15 protein-coding genes are annotated in these 15,976 nt (G+C 49.8%); 6 read left to right on the forward strand and 9 right to left on the reverse strand.

Annotated features, from left to right (window positions below; genetic code table 11):
• Positions 1–12: 12 nt before the first annotated feature.
• The 4 genes from xylA to ICL07_RS19080 form a co-directional block, all read right to left on the reverse strand.
• Positions 13–1,341: a xylose isomerase gene (xylA, locus tag ICL07_RS19065; RefSeq protein WP_188089609.1), complete on the reverse strand. Its 1,329-nt coding sequence runs from the start codon at positions 1,339–1,341 to the stop codon at positions 13–15.
• A 23-nt stretch (positions 1,342–1,364) separates the two neighbouring features.
• Positions 1,365–2,855 (reverse strand): xylulokinase, encoded by a 1,491-nt coding sequence (locus ICL07_RS19070; RefSeq protein WP_188089610.1) that lies wholly within the window; start codon positions 2,853–2,855, stop codon positions 1,365–1,367.
• A 6-nt stretch (positions 2,856–2,861) separates the two neighbouring features.
• Entirely contained in the window at positions 2,862–4,538 is a 1,677-nt protein-coding gene (locus ICL07_RS19075; RefSeq protein ID WP_188089611.1) for a sodium/sugar symporter, read from the reverse strand.
• A 224-nt stretch (positions 4,539–4,762) separates the two neighbouring features.
• The gene (locus tag ICL07_RS19080; RefSeq protein ID WP_188089612.1) at positions 4,763–5,899 is read right to left on the reverse strand and encodes an NAD(P)/FAD-dependent oxidoreductase; all 1,137 of its coding nucleotides are present in this window, start codon (positions 5,897–5,899) and stop codon (positions 4,763–4,765) included.
• Positions 5,900–5,978: 79 nt separating this feature from the next.
• Here ICL07_RS19080 and ICL07_RS19085 point away from each other — a divergent pair, with 79 nt between their 5' ends.
• The 6 genes from ICL07_RS19085 to ICL07_RS19110 all read left to right on the forward strand — a co-directional run bounded on the left by ICL07_RS19085 (position 5,979) and on the right by ICL07_RS19110 (position 9,121).
• Entirely contained in the window at positions 5,979–7,028 is a 1,050-nt protein-coding gene (locus tag ICL07_RS19085; protein WP_188089613.1) for an NAD(P)-dependent alcohol dehydrogenase, read from the forward strand.
• Positions 7,029–7,103: 75 nt separating this feature from the next.
• Complete coding sequence (locus ICL07_RS19090; RefSeq protein WP_188089614.1) at positions 7,104–7,505, forward strand: hypothetical protein; 402 nt, start codon at positions 7,104–7,106, stop codon at positions 7,503–7,505.
• Positions 7,506–7,515: 10 nt separating this feature from the next.
• A complete protein-coding gene (locus ICL07_RS19095; protein WP_188089615.1) occupies positions 7,516–7,830 on the forward strand; it encodes a hypothetical protein in 315 nt (104 codons plus the stop codon).
• Positions 7,831–7,898: 68 nt separating this feature from the next.
• On the forward strand, positions 7,899–8,237 hold the full coding sequence (locus ICL07_RS19100) for a hypothetical protein (protein ID WP_188089616.1): 339 nt from the start codon (positions 7,899–7,901) through the stop codon (positions 8,235–8,237).
• 11 nt (positions 8,238–8,248) lie between these two features.
• Positions 8,249–8,500 carry a hypothetical protein gene (locus tag ICL07_RS19105; protein WP_188089617.1) on the forward strand — a complete coding sequence of 84 codons (252 nt, stop codon included), beginning with the start codon at positions 8,249–8,251 and terminating at the stop codon, positions 8,498–8,500.
• An 18-nt stretch (positions 8,501–8,518) separates the two neighbouring features.
• Positions 8,519–9,121, forward strand: a complete 603-nt coding sequence (locus ICL07_RS19110) for a hypothetical protein (protein WP_188089618.1) — start codon at positions 8,519–8,521, stop codon at positions 9,119–9,121.
• A gap of 71 nt (positions 9,122–9,192) precedes the next feature.
• Here the strand turns inward: ICL07_RS19110 and ilvA are convergent, their stop codons facing one another.
• The 5 genes from ilvA to ilvD form a co-directional block, all read right to left on the reverse strand.
• On the reverse strand, positions 9,193–10,452 hold the full coding sequence (gene ilvA, locus ICL07_RS19115; protein WP_188089619.1) for a threonine ammonia-lyase IlvA: 1,260 nt from the start codon (positions 10,450–10,452) through the stop codon (positions 9,193–9,195).
• Positions 10,453–10,582: 130 nt separating this feature from the next.
• Positions 10,583–11,626, reverse strand: coding sequence for a ketol-acid reductoisomerase (gene ilvC / locus ICL07_RS19120; RefSeq protein ID WP_188089620.1), 1,044 nt, complete (start codon positions 11,624–11,626; stop codon positions 10,583–10,585).
• 99 nt (positions 11,627–11,725) lie between these two features.
• Entirely contained in the window at positions 11,726–12,256 is a 531-nt protein-coding gene (gene ilvN, locus ICL07_RS19125) for an acetolactate synthase small subunit (RefSeq protein ID WP_188089621.1), read from the reverse strand.
• A 107-nt stretch (positions 12,257–12,363) separates the two neighbouring features.
• Positions 12,364–14,112, reverse strand: coding sequence for a biosynthetic-type acetolactate synthase large subunit (ilvB, locus tag ICL07_RS19130; protein WP_246485091.1), 1,749 nt, complete (start codon positions 14,110–14,112; stop codon positions 12,364–12,366).
• Positions 14,078–15,757, reverse strand: a complete 1,680-nt coding sequence (gene ilvD / locus ICL07_RS19135) for a dihydroxy-acid dehydratase (RefSeq protein WP_188089622.1) — start codon at positions 15,755–15,757, stop codon at positions 14,078–14,080. The genes ilvB and ilvD overlap by 35 nt, the downstream gene beginning before the upstream one ends.
• Between the last annotated feature and the right edge of the window lie 219 nt (positions 15,758–15,976).

Genomic DNA, 15,976 nt, shown 5'->3' on the forward strand with positions numbered 1-15,976 from the left:
GCCTTTGCGTGATTAGATACATCCGTTGATAATATTTTCCAGCCATTCCTGTTTGCCGCTGATCTGTTGGGGTTCGCCATTGGAAGCGGCAATATTGCGCAGGTCTTCCAGGGTAAGCTGCCCCTCTTCAAATGCTTTGCCTTTACCTGCGTCGAAGGAAGCGTAGCGATCTGAGCGGAATTTTTTATAGGCTGTTTTTGTCAGTACTTTTTCTGCGATGATAGCCGCTCTTGCGAACGTATCGATACCACCGATATGCGCATGGAAGATGTCTTCCAGGTCGGTGGAATTGCGGCGGGTTTTAGCGTCGAAGTTCACACCGCCACCGCCAAAGCCGCCGGCTTCGAGGATCACGAGCATGCTCTCCACCAGTTCGTTGAGGTTGGTGGGGAACTGGTCGGTATCCCAACCGTTCTGGTAATCGCCGCGGTTGGCATCGATACTGCCCAGCATACCCGCATCCGCCGCTACCTGCAGCTCATGCTGGAAGGTGTGGCCTGCCAGCGTAGCGTGGTTGACTTCAATATTCAGTTTAAAATCCTTGTCCAGACCATATTGGCGCAGGAAACCGATCACCGTAGCACTGTCGTAGTCGTACTGGTGTTTGGTGGGTTCGCAGGGTTTAGGTTCTATGAAGAAAGTGCCTTTGAAGCCCTGTTTCCGGGCATAATCGCGGGCGATGGACAGGAAGCGGGCCAGGTGTTCCTGTTCCCGTTTCATGTTGGTATTGAGCAGCGTCATATAACCTTCGCGGCCGCCCCAGAAAACGTAATTTTCCCCGTTCAGCGCGATAGTGGCGTCCAGCGCGTTTTTCACCTGGGTACCTGCATAGGCCAGCACAGCAAAATCCGGATTGGTGGCTGCGCCATTCATATAACGGGGATGGCTAAACACATTAGCGGTACCCCAAAGCAATTTCACGCCGCTGACATCCTGTTTTTGTTTGGCATAGTCAACGATTTGCTGCATGCGGCTTTCGTATTCGGCGATGGTAGCGCCTTCATCCACCAGGTCTACATCATGGAAACAATAGTAAGGCAGGCCCAGTTTGGTGATAAACTCAAAAGCGGCGTCCATTTTATCGAGCGCGCTTTGCATGGGATCAGCAGACACCATCCAGGGGAAATGTTTGGTACCCGGACCGAAAGGATCGCCGCCGGTGCCACAGAAGGTATGCCAGTAACACACCGCAAAGCGGAACAGCTCCTTCATGGTTTTGCCGGCGATGAGACGGTTCTCATCGTACCAGCGGTATGCCAGCGGATTGTCGGATTCCGGTCCTTCATACTTAATCTCGCCGATGCCTTTGAAGTACTCGTGGTTTCCAAGTGTAATGCTCATAATAGTGGATTTTAAAATATCGTTTATTGATCACCGTTAGCCAGCAAAGAACGTAGTCCGGTGAGCCACCGGCCGTAAGCTTCTGCGTAACGTTCACACTGTTGCGTATCCGGTTCTATCACTGCCAGGCATTCCATGCCCCGGAAAGCGGTTTTCAACTCCAGGTATCCGGCTCCTACAGCGGCGCCTCTGGCAGCGCCCTGTGCGCCGTCTGTATTATACAGTTCAATCACCACATTGGCCGTATTGGCTAATGCTTCACGGAAGAGCGGGCTCAGGAACATATTGGCCTGTCCGGCCCTGACGCGGTGTATATCCAGGCCCATGTCTGTCATGATATTCATGCCGTAACGGAGACCGAAAACGATGCCTTCCTGAACAGCCCTCAACATATGTGCCCGTTGATGGCGGTTGAAGTCCAGCCCGCTGACGGTGGCGCCGGTACTTTTGTTGCCCAGTATACGTTCTGCCCCGTTGCCAAAAGGAAACACCAGCAGTCCGTCGGCGCCTGCGGGGGCCTGTGCGGCTTCCCTGTTCATATCCGTGTAGCTGATATCACCGATCAGGTTACGCAGCCAGGAATGAGCGATGCCGGTGCCATTGAGGCACATGAGCACACCGTCGCGGGTATGCCCTGCATCGTTGTTCACATGCACAAACGTATTGACCCGGCTTTCCCGGTCGAAGGTGTGTTGATCATGCACGGCATATACCACGCCGGATGTGCCGGCCGTAGTAGCCGCTTCACCTGGTTCCAGTACGTTGAGTGAAAAAGCGTTGTTGGGTTGATCGCCGGCGCGGTAGGTGACCGGTGTGCCGGGCGCCAGCTGCAAAGCAGCAGCAGCAGCGGCAGTGAGCTGTCCCTGAAGGCCGAAGGTGGGCACTATGGAGGAAAGCAGCTGCGGATCGATCTGGTAATAATCCAGCAGGGCGGTGCTGACGGTATTGGCGGGGAAGTCCCAAAAGGTACCTTCCGACAGGCCGGAGATGGTGGTAGTGGCTTCCCCGGTGAGTTTCAGGGCGATAAAATCGCCGGGCAACATCACCTTATGAATACGTTCGTAGATCTGTGGTTCGTTTTCGTGTATCCATCGCAGTTTGGACGCGGTGAAGTTACCGGGGGAATTGAGCAGGTGCGTCAGGCAATAAGGTTCGCCGAGTGCGGTGAACGCCTGCCTGCCGGTGGCGACCGCCCGGCTGTCGCACCAGATAATGGCAGGGCGCAGCACCTGGTTGTTTTTATCAACACATACCAGGCCATGCATCTGATAAGCGATACCGATACCTTTTACCGCAGAGGGATCAAAAGGATGTTGCCGGCGCAGGAGTGCGGTGGCGTTCACCACCTCCTGCCACCAGCTTTCCGGGTCCTGCTCCGCCCAGTCAGGCTGCGGCACCCGGATAGGCATCTCGCGGGAGGGACTGGCGGCCGTTGCCAGGCAACGGCCTGTATCTGCGTCCAGCAAGGCTGCTTTAATAGAAGAAGAGCCGATATCGTAGCCAATAAAATACATACACGATTACCAATATACGGTATACAATGCAATGAGGATACCGATAATAAACAGGGCGCCAATGGTAAACGGCATCGCTGTTTTGAACATGCTGCTGTCTATTTGCAATCCTTTCGGATTGTTTTTGCTTGCAGGATCTGCCAGGGAGATGATGATCATGCCTATTATACAAATCACGAACACAACGCCCATACGATCGATGAAGGCCATTTCATAAACACCGGCAGCGTTGGGAGCGGCCCATCCAAACTGGTAGAGCGGCTGCAGGTCTACCCAGTTCGGCAGGAACTTCAGCACAAAAGACATCAGTAAACCAACGATCATGGCAAACAGTGCGGCGTTGGAGGTGGTACGCTTCCAGAAGAAACCCATGATGAACATGGCAAACACACCGGGAGAAACGAAGCCGGTATATTCCTGGATGAACTGGAAACCGCCTTTTTTATCGATGCCCAGGAAGTTGGACAGGATAATGGCGAGCACCATGGCGACAATCACGGTGGTACGGCCTACGCTCACGATTTTCTTTTCGTCAGCCTCTTTGTTATATATCTTCTTATAGATATCCAACGTAAAAATGGTAGAAATACTATTGGCTTTACCAGCCAGAGAAGCCACTACAGCGGCAGTCAGCGCGGCAAATGCCAGTCCTTTCAGACCACCGGGCAGGAGGTTGAGCAGCACCGGATAAGCATTGTCCGGGTTCAGGGAGCCCCCCTGCATCATCTCTGTCTGGAACTGGCCCTGCTGGTACAGCACATAAGCCGCAATACCCGGTAGTACCACGATGATAGGCATGAGCAACTTCAGGAAACCGGCAAACAGCAGACCGCTGCGGGCCGTTTTCAGATCGGCGCCCAGTGCCCGTTGCGTGATATATTGGTTACAACCCCAGTAGTTGAGGTTCACAATCCACATACCGCCTACGAGTATACTTAACCCCGGCAAGTCGAGATAGTGTGCATCTGTCTTTTTAAAGATCATGTGGAAATGATCGTCGGCATGCTGGTGCAACAGGCTGAAACCCTGCATCACGCCGCCGCCGCCGAAATGTTTTGCCACCAGGTCCAACGCCAGGTAGGTAGTAGCCAGACCGCCCAGGATCAGGAAAAACACCTGTATTACGTCGGTATAGCCGATCACTTTCATGCCGCCCAGGGTAATAAGCACCGCAAAGAAGGACAGCGCCACCATGCAGACATAAAAGTCGATACCGGAGATTTTGTTGATCGCCAGTGCCCCCAGGTACAGGATAGACGTGAGGTTTACCACCACATACAACAGCAACCAGAACACCGCCATGATGGTACTTACCGTTTGGTTGTACCGGCGCTCCAGGAACTGGGGCATGGTGTAGATCTTGTTTTTCAGGTAAATGGGGAGGAAAAACACCGCCACTACAATCAGGGTGGCTGCCGCCATCCATTCATAGGTGGAGATAGCCAGGCCCATAGAGAAACCGGAGCCCGACATGCCGATGAACTGTTCCGCCGAGATATTGGACGCAATCAGGGAGGCGCCGATAGCCCACCAGGTAAGGGAACCTTCAGCCAGGAAGAAGTCCTTGGAATCGGTGGTCGCCTTCTTTTTCTTCTGATAGATGTAATACCCGTAGCCGGCCACGATTACGAAATATACCAGGAATACCAGGTAATCGACGTAGTGTAGTAAGTTTGGTTGCATAAATGTTCAAACGTGGTTTGTATAATAAATTTGGCGAATCAATATAGTGAAATAAATGTATTAAATACACTTATGCACCATAAAAAAAGCTAAAACTAAAAACCGCAGTTTGGACTGCGGTTCCCCAAGAGATCAAATCTATACATTTAAAATTGCTATCAAAGCGCTTTAACAAAAAAACGGAGGGGCGTAGGGGTTATAGCGTAAAGTGGCCAGCAGCAAGGCTACTGCTGTGCCATCGCCGCAATTTTATCACCTATTAATGACCCGATAGCCACTCCCATGCCGCCCATACGCACACCGAGGAGGATGTTTTCCGTATAGGATTGCACGATAGGTTGTTTGGTATGACCGAAAGCCATGATGCCGGTCCACCGGTCGGCGATGGTGAACGGCCGCCCCGGGAGTATCACATGGCGTAACATTTCCTCCAGTTCCTGCTGGATGCGGTCGTTGTACCGGAATTCGGTGGAGGTTTCACCGGAGAAGTCCAGCTGCCGCCCGCCACCGAGCAGTACCCGGCCATCCAGCTCGCGGAAATAAAAATATCCTTCTTCCAGGTGGAAAACACCTTTGAAGGGCAGTCCGGGTATGGGCGCTGTAATCAGCACCTGTCCCCTGCCGGGCGTTATTTCCAAATCAGGCAGCAGTTGACGGGTAAACGCATTGGTACATATCAGCAGCTTACGGGCCTGAAAAACCACATCTTCCTTCAATACCTGGTTGGAGACTACCACTTCCACGCCTGCACGCAGGTCTTCTATGCGGGTAACCGGGCAACCGGTTTTGATTTCAACGCCCATGGCGATAGCTTTATCAATCAGCGCCCGCATCATCTTGCCGGTATGCAGTTCCCCTTCATAATGGTTGCAGACCATCGCCTTCACATGCGTGGTGGCGAAACCAAAAGTCTTCACCTTACCGGTAGCCAGGGAAAAAGCCGGTGTTTTATCCAGCACGCCTGCCAGCATTTGGTTCACCTCGTCCAGCTGATGCAACGCCCATTCTTCCCGGGCGCCGATCAGTTCATAGCTGCCGTTTTCGTGGTAGCCGATCCGTTCATCACCCAACCGTTTACGCAGTAGCTGTAAGCCCGCGCGACGCATGGATACCAGGTTCAGCACCGTTTCCGTGGACATGTTCTGCAAATCCGCCAGAATTTCCGTGAGACTGCCGATACAGGCGAAGCCCGCATTTTTGGTACTGGCGCCGGTAGGCAGTACCTCTCTTTCCAATACCAGCACCCGGGCATGCGGGTTGCGTTCCCGGAGACTGATGGCCGCGGAGAGGCCCACGATACCGCTGCCTACCAGGATATAATCGTACTGAAGCAGACTTTGCTTTTCCCAATAACTTAACATGTTACTAAGTTACTCAGGATTTTCATCATCATAAACCTGCTTAAAAAACCTTAGTTTCGGCTATCAAACCCAAGCGACCATGATTGAAACCAAAGCTTACGCCGTTCAAAACGCTACTTCCCCGCTGGGCCCCTGGAATTTCCAGCGGAGAGAGGTAGGTCCCCATGATGTGCAGATCGAAATCCTGTATTGCGGAGTATGTCATTCCGATATACACCAGGTACGTAACGAATGGGGCGACTCAACTTATCCCATGGTACCGGGCCATGAAATTGTAGGCCGCATCATTAAAGTGGGCGACCATGTCACTAAGTTTAAAGTGGGCGATCTGGCAGGCATCGGCTGTTTTGTGGATTCCTGCCGGGAATGTGATCCTTGCAAGGCCGGAGAAGAGCAATATTGTGAAAAAGGCAATGCCAGTACCTACAACGGCACCGAGATGGACCGTAAGACACCCACCTACGGCGGTTATTCCACCCAGATTGTAGCAGATGAACAATATGTCCTGAAAGTATCTGATAAGTTACCGCTGGAAGGCGTGGCGCCGTTGCTGTGTGCCGGTATTACCACTTACTCCCCGCTGCGTCACTGGAAAGTGGGCAAAGGCCACAAAGTGGGCGTACTGGGTCTCGGCGGCCTGGGACATATGGCCGTAAAACTGGCCAATTCCTTCGGTGCGGAAGTGACCATGCTGAGCACCTCCCCTTCCAAGGAAGCGGATGCCAAAAGATTGGGGGCGCATCATTTTGCGCTGATCAACGATAAAGAGCAGATGAAACAGCTGCGCAACAAATTTGATTTTATTATCAATACCGTTTCCGCCCAGCATGAGTACAGCCAATACCTGAAACTACTGACACTGAATGGCGTCATGATTTGTTTGGGCATACCACCGGAACCTTCCACAGTACCGGCTTTTCACCTTATCATGGGTCGCCGCAGCATTGCCGGCTCCCTGATAGGCGGCATTCGTGAAACCCAGGAAATGCTGGACTACTGTGCCGAACATAACATTGTCAGCGACGTGGAAGTGATCGATATCAAAGATATTAACACTGCTTACGAACGCATGATGAAAGGTGATGTGAAATACCGTTTCGTGATTGACATCGCCAGCCTGAAAAAATAAATATTCGGGAAACTATCTTGTAAAAAGCAGGTCTCCGGGCCTGCTTTTTATATTTGTTGTAAATAAGATCAGCTTATGTTTGTTAAACTATTAATGATAGATCATCAGCCAGCGGGAGATGATTACATTATCCATCCCAACCTGGATGATGTGCTGCAATCGTGCCGGCAATTAAACGGCAGCACCCGTACATACATAGGCTTATATGCCACCGAAACGCCGAATGCCGATGAGTTTATGCTGGTAGGAGGCGGTGGCAGCCACTATACCTGCTGTTATTATAAAGACGGTGATGAATATTACCTGTTAAATCCTCATGTCAATAATCCCGATCAATTAGTTCATATTCCTATCGGCCAGCTGAACATAAAACCAATGAAATACTGCAGCAGCAGTATGGAGGATATTTTGCAAGCGTTGCAAACGTATTGCACGACCGGAGAAATGGACGCAGCATTAACCTGGGAACTTTCTTAAAAACGTTATCATGCATTATGTAGATAAGCAGCTGAAATCCAGTTATACCTTTTTACAGCGCTGGCAACATGCGAAGGCAAAAGTACGGGAGTTTTCCGCTTCCCACCTGCATTTGACCATCCGGCTGGAAAAGGAAAGCGTGAAAGGCAATCTGCATGTGGTTTGTATTGAGCCGGTGACTTTCAACGGGAAATTCGCGTGGGAGGATGCCTGTCTGGAGGTGGTTTATGCTGCGCCATATTTTGAATTACGGGACGCCGGCGTACAGCTGAGACTGGTATGCGGGGATATTCAATGTCATGAAAATTGCCAACCGGTATTTTAACGTAGTATCAAAAAAATAAGATAAATTATCATTCATCTTCCTTAAAAAGTAAAACATAACAATGGGCTATGACAGGCGTTGACTATATTGTATACACCCAACAAAACCAGGAGGCTTTCATTCAAAAAATGAAAGACACACTTCCCTTTTGGGACAGCCCACATTATGTAATAGATAACGAAGACGCCACAACGGATATTTTTGTAACCAAAAGCGAAGCGATGTTTCAACAGATGGAGGAAAAAGGGTTTTACACGGTGCCTGGCTCCGGCGAAGGACCTTTTTTAGTGATGTTTAACAGCCACTATTCGCCTGAGCATAATCGTATTACCGTGGTACTTCCCAAAGCCGTTCAACATTCCGAATTTGCACAGAAAGTATTAACCTGGATACAGTCTATTTTATAAATACCGGTTTTATGTTAGCAGAAGCCATGAATACCTACAATATCGCCTTGTATACCATCCGGGAAAAAGGTTATACCATAACAACCGAACAGGACGAAGCGCAGGAAGAAATTACTTCGTGGATAGCGGTGAAAGGCGAAGCGCGCGTCTCTGCTTTTACGCCTTTATCGTTGCTGGCATTAGTAGTGGTATTTGAGGAATATGGAGTGGGGTGGAAACAAATAAAAACCGGAAATTTGTATGAAGAAATATTAGAACAATGATTCAAACTTACACCAGCCATGAAACTAAAAACCGACCTCTTATACGCTTTGAAAGATCAGCTGCTTAACTGGCAGGGGCTTCCAGAACAGCACCTGGAAGCATTGGTACAGCAATTTGAAAAAATACCGAGAGATGAAGTGTCTACCTTTTATACGCCAGCATTAACAGACAGTGAGCTAGGATCTGCGCTGGTAGCTATCGGGAATCAATTTCCGGACAACAATAAACTGCAGATCAACGTTGTGTCCGCTTTGGGTAATATGGTATGGAGATATCAGCTGCATCCCACTGATGAAATGTTTACTTTTTTGACGGTCGCCACCGCCAACAAAAAAGCCAATTTTTATGTAGCCCTGCACATGCCGGTGTTTCCGCAGTACTGGTTATGGGAAGGGAAATGGCAGTACCTGTTGTCTGTTCCGAATATTGCGCCGAAGAAAAAATCTTTTACGGTTTTTCATGATACCGTTAAACGCGTTCTGGAAAACCATGATGAAATGCCGTTGGCCGTTAAACAACAGATTATCCGGAAGCTACAAACCAGGATGGAAGAAGCGGATACGCCTCCTGTGCTGAAAGATGAGTACCTGGCGACTATTCATGCGTTAATCAACCAGTAACCGCATAAAAAAGCCCGCTCATAAAAATGACCAGGCTGCTATTACTCTTAAAACAACTATTTGTCAAACTCCTAAACGAGATAACCAAAGAGGTTATCATCTTTATTCAGTTCGGTGAACTGAAAATTATATTTCCGGAAATTGGCGATGAGGGTATCGTAATCCTCTCTGCACTTGAGTTCTATGCCTACCAGTGCTGGGCCTGTTTCCTTATTGTGTTTCTGAATAAATTCAAAGCGGGTGATATCGTCGTTGGGTCCGAGAATATGATTCAGGAATTCTCTGAGTGCGCCGGGGCGTTGTGCAAAACGAACGATAAAGTAATGTTTCAGTCCTTCGTACAGGAGTGAACGTTCCTTTATCTCCTGCATACGGTCGATGTCGTTGTTGCTGCCACTGATCACACAAACCACCTTTTTCCCTTTGATTTCTTCCGCATAATCCTGCAAGGCAGTAATAGAGAGCGCGCCGGCGGGTTCCACCACAATGGCGTCTTCATTATACAGTTTGAGGATGGTAGAGCATACCATGCCTTCCGGCACGAGGTGCATTTCGTTGATCACTTCCCGGCAGATATCATAATTGAGGGTTCCTACTCTTTTTACCGCAGCGCCATCCACAAAACGTTCAATTTCATCGAGGGTTACCGGGCCGCCATTTTCAAAAGCGCGGAGCATAGAGGGAGCGCCTTCCGGTTCTACGCCGATGATGCGGGTTTTAGGGCTATAGGTCCTGAAGTAGGTACCTACGCCGGCAGCGAGGCCGCCACCGCCTACGGGTACGAACAGGTAGTCGATATTGGATTGGTCTTCCAGGATTTCCACGGCTACCGTTCCCTGGCCTTCAATAATTTTAGCGTTATCGAAGGGAGGAATGAAGGTCATGCCATTGGCAGCAGTGAAGGCCTGGGCTTCAGCGGAGCAATCATCGAAAGTATCGCCGATGAGGCGTATTTCGATATTATCGCCGCCAAACATATTTACCTGATTTACTTTTTGCTTTGGTGTGATGATCGGCATGAAAACCACGCCTTTGATGTTCATAGCTTTACAGGCGTAGGCGAAGCCTTGTGCGTGGTTACCGGCACTGGCGCAGGTAACGCCTTTCGCCAGCAGTTCGGCAGGCAGGCTGCTGATCAGGTTGTAGGCTCCGCGGAGTTTATAGGAGCGTACAATCTGCATATCCTCTCTTTTCAGATATACATCACAGTTATAGCGACGGGAGAGCGTAGCGCTATAAGTCAACGGCGTGCGGTTCACCACAGGCTTCAATTTCACCGAAGCATCGAGGATATTGAGCGGGCTAACGCCAGATATTAAGTTAGAGGACATATCAAAAATATTTGGAGATTTTTTGATTTTCGATTTTTTGATTTTGTGGTTTGATGAAACAGATTTTTATTTTTCTGGTCAATCATCACACAAAATCAAAAAATCAAAAAATCGAAAATCAAAAAATCAATTAAGCGTTGGGTCTGAGCTTACGCACAGCAGCACCTGCTTGCCACATTTCGCTTTCGCGCAGTTCTTTCAGTTCTTCGTTCAGTTTCTCGCGGTAGTCCGGAGTGCTGTTGGAAGCGATAGAACGGGCAGCTTCTTTACCGGCAGCTACGCTGGCGTACAGTTCGTCGAATACCGGCTGGGTAGCGTCTTTAAATTTCTTCCACCAGTCGAGCGCACCACGTTGAGCGGTAGTAGAGCAGTTAGCGTACATCCAGTCCATACCGTTTTCAGCAACGAGTGGCATCAGGGACTGCGTCAGTTCCTCTACGGTTTCGTTGAATGCTTCAGACGGAGAGTGACCGTTTCTGCGCAGTGTTTCGTATTGAGCAGCGAAGATACCCTGGATACAACCCATCAGGGAACCGCGTTCACCGGTGAGGTCGGAGAATACTTCTTTTTTGAAGTCTGTTTCAAACAGGTAACCGGAACCCACGCCGATACCCAGTGCTACAACGCGTTCTTTAGCGCGGCCGGTAGCGTCCTGGAAGATAGCGAAGCTGGAGTTCAGGCCCTGACCAGCCAGGAACAGGCGGCGCAGAGAAGTACCCGAGCCTTTGGGTGCTACCAGGATTACGTCTACGTCAGCAGGAGGAATGATACCGGTTTGTTCTTTATAGGTAATACCAAATCCATGGGAGAAGTACAGTGCTTTACCAGGAGTCAGGTGTTGTTTCAGGGTAGGCCACAGGGTGATCTGACCTGCATCAGATAACAGGAACTGGATAATAGTACCTTTAGCAGCAGCTTCTTCGATATCGAATAAAGTTTCGCCGGGAACCCAGCCATCAGCTACCGCTTTATCCCAGGTTTTGGAATTTTTACGCTGACCAACGATAACGTTGAAGCCGTTATCTTTCAGGTTCAGTGCCTGGCCGGGGCCTTGTACACCATAGCCGATAACAGCGATGACTTCATTTTTCAGGACTTCCCTTGCTTTTTCCATTGGGAATTCTTCCCTGGTTACTACTTCTTCGAGTACACCTCCAAAATTGATGGTTGCCATGTTTTGTTTTTTTAGCTTTTAGCTACTAGCCATTAGCTATTAGCTGTAAATTGTAAGTGAATGAATAAAGGCTTGTTTATAGGTTGCAGTGCGCGGGGCTTATGCTTCCGATGATGACTGCAATTCTTTCAGGTGGTCATGGAAACGGCGGCTCCATTTGATGATAGCCACCCTGCCGCTTTTCGAATATTCTATCAGACCATAGGGCTCCAGTTTTTTGATAAAGTCTGTCAGCTCCTGCTGGTGACCGGTTTTTTCGATCACGAAATAGTCTGCCGTGATGGTCAGGATACGTGCCTGATTTTCACGGATCAGGCGTTCGATATCGCCGGTATCCAGTGATTTGGTAGAAATCTTATACAATGCCAGTTCCTGGTACACCACTTCCTCTTCCTCGTGTACAAAGGCACGGTGAATTTCAATCAGTCTTTCGATCTGACCAACCACCTTATCCAGTTTTTCACGTGTAGACATCACCGTTATAATGAACTTATACACGCCAGGGATCTCTGTTTCAGCAGTAGTGAGACTGGTGATATTGATCCCTCTGCGGGTAAAGATAATGGTGATACGGTTGGTAATACCTATACGGTCTTCCGTATAAACCGTAACTGTATATTCTTTTTGCATAAAAACAGCTTGGGCATCCTCCCTCTTTTTTCCGGCCTTTGGCCGGTCAAAAAGAGAGGCATTTCTTGTAAAAAATTTATTTACTTGTCTGTTATAATCGGGTGGTGTTATTCCAGTCTGATAGTGGTAACAGGAGTACCGGCAGGAATCATCGGGAACACGTTGTCTTCTTTTTCCACCACTACTTCCAGCAGATAGGCGCCGTCGGTAGCGAGCATTTCATCAATAGCAGCGGAAATATCTTCTCTGGCGGTCACTTTTTTGCCCGGGATAAAAAATCCTTTGGCGATCTGCACAAAGTCGGGGTTCACCATTTCGGTGGAAGAATAACGTTTATCGAAGAACAGCTGCTGCCACTGGCGTACCATGCCGAGGAAGTTGTTGTTCAGGATCACGATTTTCACCCCTATTTTAGATTGATAAATGGTGCCCAGTTCCTGGAGAGTCATCTGGAAGCAGCCATCACCGATAACAGCCACGACTTCTTTTTCCGGAGTGCCCATTTTAGCCCCCATTGCGGCTGGCAGGGAGAAGCCCATAGTGCCCATGCCACCGGAGGTAATGTTGGTATTTGGATTTTTGAAGCGGTAGTAACGGGAAGCGACCATCTGGTGCTGTCCCACATCCGTCACCAATACTGCTTCACCTTTTGTTTTTTCAGAGATCAGGCGTACTACTTCCGCCATTTTCAGTTCGCCCGCTTCGGGATATAGTTCACGATGCTGAACTTTATCGTATTCCTTTTTATCGGCAGCCCTGAACTCAGCCAGCCATTCCTCATGTTTAGCCGGCTGTACTTCTTTCAGCAACGCCTGCAGCGCGGTTTTGGCGTCCGCATGCAGCGCTACGTCGGCTTTGATGATTTTATTGATTTCGGCCGCATCGATTTCGATGTGGATTACTTTGGCATTGGCTACATAGGTGCTCACGTCACCGGTTACACGGTCATCGAAACGCATACCTACCGCGATCACCGTATCACATTCACCGGTGAGGATATTGGGCGCATAGTTACCGTGCATGCCCAACATACCTACATACAGCGGATGATCTACCGGAACGGCAGACAAACCGAGCAGTGTGGAAGCCATGGGTATCTGTGCTTTTTCCGCCAGTGCTATCAGTTCTTTTTCAGCACCGGACAATAGTACGCCGTGACCTACCAGCAGATAGGGTTTCTTCGCCGAGTTGATCAGCGCAGCAGCTTCTTTCACCGCGTCCAGCCTTAATTCCGGTACCGGTTGATAACTACGTATATGCGTGCACGGTACATACTCATATTCACATTCGCCCACCTGTGCATTTTTGGTGATATCCACCAGCACCGGTCCCGGGCGGCCGCTACGGGCGATATAAAAAGCTTTGGCGATAGCGCCGGGAATATCTTCCTGGCGGGTCACCTGTATATTCCATTTAGTGATAGGCATGGTGATACCGATCACGTCTGTTTCCTGGAAAGCGTCTGTACCGAGCAGGGAAGCAGCCACCTGACCGGTGATGCATACCATGGGCGTACTGTCCATATAAGCGTCTGCAAGCCCGGTGACCAGGTTGGTAGCGCCCGGACCGGAGGTAGCGAAAGCTACGCCCACTTTACCGGAGCTACGGGCATAACCCTGGGCTGCATGTGTAGCACCCTGTTCATGCCTTACCAGTATATGATGTACCTGGTCCTGGAAATCATACAGGGCATCATAGATAGGCATGATGGCCCCGCCGGGGTAACCGAAGATTGTGTCCACCCCTTCAGCGATGAGGGAACGGATTACGGCTTCAGAACCGGAGATGACAGGCTTTGCAGACAACCGCTTGTCAGCTTTCTCAGCTTTCATCGGTAACACATCCTTCTGTTGCATTTTTAACAAGTTTTGCGTACTTAAATAAGATTCCATTGGATACCTTCAATGCCGGAGCGGTCCACCGGGCCCTGCGGGCAGCCAGTTCTTCGTCGCTCACTTTCATATTGATCGTATTGTTCACTGCGTCTATTTCAATGATGTCGCCATCTTCTACCAGCGCGATGTTTCCACCTTCAAAAGCTTCCGGAGTGATATGTCCTACCACGAAGCCATGTGTACCGCCGGAGAAACGGCCATCCGTGATCAGCGCCACGCTTTTGCCGAGACCCACGCCCATGATGGCACTGGTGGGTTTCAGCATTTCAGGCATACCCGGCGCGCCTTTCGGGCCTACCTGGCGGATGACGACTACATCCCCCTCTTTTACTCTGCCGGATGTAATACCAGCGATGAGTTCAAATTCACCATCAAATACACGGGCAGGACCGGTGAATTGTTCGCCTTCCTTACCAGTGATTTTGGCGACGGAGCCTTTTTCAGCGAGGTTGCCGTATAATATCTGGATGTGGCCGTTGGCTTTCAGCGGCTTCTCCACGGGAACGATAATATCTTGTTGGCCGAAATCGATATCCGGAACGCTTTCCAGGTTTTCGGCGAGGGTTTTGCCGGTCACGGTGAGACAATGACCATGCAGGAGACCTTGTTTCAGCAGGTATTTCATCACCAGGGGCACACCACCGATGTTGTGGAGGTCTTCCATGAGATATTTACCGCTGGGTTTCAGGTCTGCGATGAGCGGGGTTTTGTTACTGGACTGCTGGAAGTGTTCCAGTGTCAGCGGCACGCCCACAGATTTCGCGATCGCGATAAAGTGCAGTACTGCGTTGGTGCTGCCACCCAGGGCCATGATCACGGTGAGGGCATTTTCAAAAGCCTCTTTGGTCATGATGTCTCTGGGTTTGATATCTTTTTCCAGGAGCAGGCGGATGTATTTGCCTACGTTGGCACATTCTTCCTTTTTTTCCTTGCTCAGGGCGGGGCTGGATGAGCTATAAGGCAGGCTCATACCGAGTGCTTCGATCGCAGAAGACATGGTATTGGCCGTGTACATACCGCCGCAGGCGCCGGCGCCGGGGCAGGAGTTTTGTACGATGCCTTTAAAGTCGCCTTCATCGAGTTTACCGGCCATTTTCTGACCCAGTGCTTCGAAGGCGGAGATGATGTTGAGGTCCTGGCCTTTGTATTTACCAGGAGCGATAGTACCGCCGTATACCATGATAGACGGGCGATTGAGGCGGCCCATCGCCATCAGGGAGCCGGGCATATTTTTATCGCAGCCGGGCACGGTGATGAGTGCATCGTAGTATTGAGCACCACAAACAGTTTCAATGGAATCAGCAATCAGGTCACGGCTTACCAGGGAGTAGCGCATACCGGGCGTACCATTGCTCATACCGTCGCTGACGCCGATGGTGTGGAAAGTGAGGCCGACCAGGTTATGAGCCCAGACGCTTTTTTTCACATCCTGTGCGAGGTCATTGAGGTGCATATTACAGGTGTTGCCGTCATAGCCCATGGAGGCGATGCCCACCTGTGCTTTTTTCAGGTCTTCTTCTGTGAGGCCGATACCGTAGAGCTGTGCCTGCGCAGCGGGCTGCGTAGGGTCCTGTGTAATCGTTTTGCTATATTTATTTAATTCCATTGCTGTTGATATTTCATGGATTACCAGCTGTTTATAGTAATCCTATTTTAAAAATCCTTCACAAAATACCCGGAGAGGCTGGCAAATTCAAACCAAATATTTCCGGCAAACCGGTCTTCAAATCTGCCCTGAGGCCTTTCAAACCCTTTGCTGTAGAGGATTTTCTATTTTTCGTTTTACAAGGTCCAAGGGACGCTTTTAGTTTTTAGCTGTCAGCAT

This window comes from Chitinophaga qingshengii, assembly GCF_014529935.1.
Lineage (GTDB): Bacteria > Bacteroidota > Bacteroidia > Chitinophagales > Chitinophagaceae > Chitinophaga > Chitinophaga qingshengii.

Excerpts from the sequence above, each read along its gene's own strand:
- xylA (WP_188089609.1), bottom strand. The coding sequence starts at position 1,341 with ATGAGCATTACACTTGGAAACCACGAGTACTTCAAAGGCATCGGCGAG.
- ICL07_RS19070 (WP_188089610.1), bottom strand. The coding sequence starts at position 2,855 with ATGTATTTTATTGGCTACGATATCGGCTCTTCTTCTATTAAAGCAGCC.
- ICL07_RS19075 (WP_188089611.1), bottom strand. The coding sequence starts at position 4,538 with ATGCAACCAAACTTACTACACTACGTCGATTACCTGGTATTCCTGGTA.
- ICL07_RS19080 (WP_188089612.1), bottom strand. The coding sequence starts at position 5,899 with ATGTTAAGTTATTGGGAAAAGCAAAGTCTGCTTCAGTACGATTATATC.
- ICL07_RS19085 (WP_188089613.1), top strand. The coding sequence starts at position 5,979 with ATGATTGAAACCAAAGCTTACGCCGTTCAAAACGCTACTTCCCCGCTG.
- ICL07_RS19090 (WP_188089614.1), top strand. The coding sequence starts at position 7,104 with ATGTTTGTTAAACTATTAATGATAGATCATCAGCCAGCGGGAGATGAT.
- ICL07_RS19095 (WP_188089615.1), top strand. The coding sequence starts at position 7,516 with ATGCATTATGTAGATAAGCAGCTGAAATCCAGTTATACCTTTTTACAG.
- ICL07_RS19100 (WP_188089616.1), top strand. The coding sequence starts at position 7,899 with ATGACAGGCGTTGACTATATTGTATACACCCAACAAAACCAGGAGGCT.
- ICL07_RS19105 (WP_188089617.1), top strand. The coding sequence starts at position 8,249 with ATGTTAGCAGAAGCCATGAATACCTACAATATCGCCTTGTATACCATC.
- ICL07_RS19110 (WP_188089618.1), top strand. The coding sequence starts at position 8,519 with ATGAAACTAAAAACCGACCTCTTATACGCTTTGAAAGATCAGCTGCTT.
- ilvA (WP_188089619.1), bottom strand. The coding sequence starts at position 10,452 with ATGTCCTCTAACTTAATATCTGGCGTTAGCCCGCTCAATATCCTCGAT.
- ilvC (WP_188089620.1), bottom strand. The coding sequence starts at position 11,626 with ATGGCAACCATCAATTTTGGAGGTGTACTCGAAGAAGTAGTAACCAGG.
- ilvN (WP_188089621.1), bottom strand. The coding sequence starts at position 12,256 with ATGCAAAAAGAATATACAGTTACGGTTTATACGGAAGACCGTATAGGT.
- ilvB (WP_246485091.1), bottom strand. The coding sequence starts at position 14,112 with ATGCAACAGAAGGATGTGTTACCGATGAAAGCTGAGAAAGCTGACAAG.
- ilvD (WP_188089622.1), bottom strand. The coding sequence starts at position 15,757 with ATGGAATTAAATAAATATAGCAAAACGATTACACAGGACCCTACGCAG.